The sequence below is a fragment of the Streptomyces sp. NPDC058534 genome, from assembly GCF_042717365.1.
In the GTDB taxonomy this organism is placed as follows: Bacteria; Actinomycetota; Actinomycetes; order Streptomycetales; family Streptomycetaceae; genus Streptomyces.
This window is the reverse complement of record NZ_JBHXNW010000163.1, coordinates 2150-4997: the sequence shown is the minus strand read 5'-3', so window position 1 is coordinate 4997 and position 2848 is coordinate 2150. Positions and strand designations below refer to the sequence as shown.

General features: G+C 69.3%; 1 protein-coding gene. It reads left to right on the top strand.

The window, feature by feature from the left end:
- A partial coding sequence (locus tag ACFWR9_RS42415; RefSeq protein WP_383852951.1) for an endo-alpha-N-acetylgalactosaminidase family protein occupies nt 1–2756 on the top strand: 2756 nt, incomplete at its 5' end.
- Nucleotides 2757–2848: the final 92 nt, after the last annotated feature.

Genomic DNA, 2848 nt, shown 5'->3' with positions numbered 1-2848 from the left:
AGGGACAGCCCAACGGCTGGGACTGGCTCAACCAGGCGTACCACATCGACCAGCGCGAGGACCTGGGCACCGGCGCCGTCCTCGACCGGTTCAAGAAGCTCCGCAAGGAGTCGCCGGGCATCAAGACCGTCTACATCGACGCCTACTACTCCAGCGGCTGGCTGGCCGACGGACTGGCCGCCGAGCTGCGCAAGATGGGCTTCGAGGTGTCCACCGAGTGGGCGTACAAGTTCGAGGGGTCCTCGGTGTGGTCGCACTGGGCCGCCGACAAGAACTACGGCGGCGCCACCAACAAGGGCATCAACTCGAACATCGTCCGGTTCCTCGCCAACTCCGACCGTGACGTGTGGAACGTGGACCCGCTGCTCGGCGGCGCCAACATCGTCGAGTTCGAGGGCTGGACCGGTCAGGACGACTGGAATGCCTTCTACCGCAACATCTGGACGGACAACCTGCCGACCAAGTTCCTCCAGCACTACCAGGTGATGGACTGGGACCTCGGCAAGTCCGCGAAGCTCACCGGCGGCGTGAGTGTGAAGTCCGCCGACGGCGAGCGGCAGGTCTCCATGGGCGACGCGGTCGTCCTCAAGGGCGACACCTACCTCCTGCCCTGGGGGAACCCCCGGAAGGGCAACGGCACCTCCTCGCCCGACGATGCCGACAAGATGTACTTCCACAGCACCTCCGGCGGCACCCACACCTTCGATCTCACGGATCAGTTCGCGGGCAACAAGAACTTCACCCTCTACGAACTCACCGACCAGGGCCGCGTGAAGAAGGCCCAGGTGAAGGCCGATGACGGGCGGGTGACGCTCACCGCGGAGAAGGGGCAGCCCTACGTCCTGGTGCCGAACGGCGGCAAGGCGCCCCACAAGGACCCGAACTACGGTGAGTTCACCGGCCTGTCCGACCCGGGCTTCAACGCCGGGGACCTGGACGACTGGAACGCGCGGGGCGGCGCGGAGATCACCCGGGCCGACAACGGGGACAACGTCGTCCGGCTGGGCGACGACGCCTCCGGCATCTCCCAGATGGTCTCCGGTCTCACCCCGGGCAAGCGGTACACGCTCAGCGCCGACGTGGAGATCGGCCCCGGCCAGCGACGGGACACCACGCTCCGGGTGCGCGGCGGCAAGGACGCGGCGGCGAAGTCCTTCGACACCACTCCGGCGCTGAACAAGATGGCGGCCGACGAGAAGCGGGACACCTACTCCCAGCGGGCCTCCGTCGCCTTCACGGCACCGCGCGGCGGGAAGGCCACCGTGGAGCTCGGGGCCGTCGCCGGCAGTGCCCCGGTCGTCCTGGACGACGTACGCGTCATGGCCGACACCACGGCGCCACTCCCCCGCGGCAAGGACGGCACCGTGATCGCTCATGACGACTTCGAGGGCAACCAGCCGGGCTGGGGACCGTTCGTCAAGGGCGACGCCGGCGGTGTCACCGACCCCCGCACGAGCATCAGCGACCTGCACGAGCCCTACAGCCAGAAGGAGTGGAAGAACACCTACTCGCCTTACGACACCGGCACGTTGAAGGGCAAGGCGGTCGACGACGTCCTCGCCGGGCAGCACTCGCTGAAGTCCCACGCGGAGAACACCGGCCTGGTCCACCGCACGACCCCCGCGACGGTGCCCTTCAAGGAGGGTCACAAGTACAAGGTCTCCTTCTCGTACCAGACCAACATCGAGGGCCAGTGGGCCTGGGTGACCGGCGCGGACCGGGTCGGGGACGGGAGGACCAGCTCCCGGGACATCGCCCGTGACGTCCTGGAACCCGCCCTGGACACGACGACGTACTCCCGTGAGATCGTCGCCGGCTGCGGGGACACATGGGTCGGCCTGCGCAAGCTCGGCAGTGCCCGAGGCACGGACCTCGTGATCGACGACTTCACCGTGACCGACCTGGGCGAGGCCGACACCGGAGCCGCCTGCGCCGACGTCACGGCCCCGTCCGGAGCCGAGCTGAGCCCCGGTGTACCCGGTGAGTACGTCACGACGTTCACCAACCACGAGTCCGCCGACGCCGTCAACGTCGGCGTCGAGCTCAAGGGGCTGCCCGAGGGCTGGAAGGCCGAGGTGAAGGAGAAGGACGGCAACCTCTTCGAGAGTGTGAAGCCGGGCGCGAGCGTGCGCACCACCTGGCTCCTCACCCCGCCGGCCGGCACGGCCGGCACCTCACCCGCCTGGAAGGTGACCGCCACGTACGCCCACGCGGGAGCCACCAAGACCGTGTCGGCGAGTGCGCGGGCCACGGTGACCGACGAACCCGTCCTCTCCCCCGGCTCGATGACCGCGACCGCCGATTCCGAGAACAGCTCCTCGGGTGCCGGCGAAGGACCAGTGTCCAACGTGCTCGACGGTGACACCGGCACCATCTGGCACACCGACTACACCGCCTCCCAGGCGCCGTACCCGCACTGGGTGACGCTGAAGCTCGACGGAGCGGCCGACATCGACGGCTTCGGATACCTGGGCCGGCAGAGCGGCGGCCAGAACGGACGCGTCGGCGACTACGAGGTCGCCGTGTCCGACGACGGCGAGCAGTGGACGACCGTGGCCAGTGGCACCCTGAAGGACGTCCCGCAGACACAACGCGTCTCCTTCGACCGGGTCCGCGCCTCCCACGTACGGTTCACGGCGCTCAACGCGCTCAACAAGCAGCCGTACGCGGCCGCCGCGGAGATGCGCGTGTACGGGGTGCCGGTGGACCTTCCGACGGGCTACCCCCCGGGCGAACGCCCTGACGACGCCCGCTGAGACACCAGCCGTGGGGGGGGCGCCCGGGAGGGGGGGGGGCCCACCGGGGAGTGCATCGCCCCCCCCCGCCCGCGCAACGGAGGACGAACGAC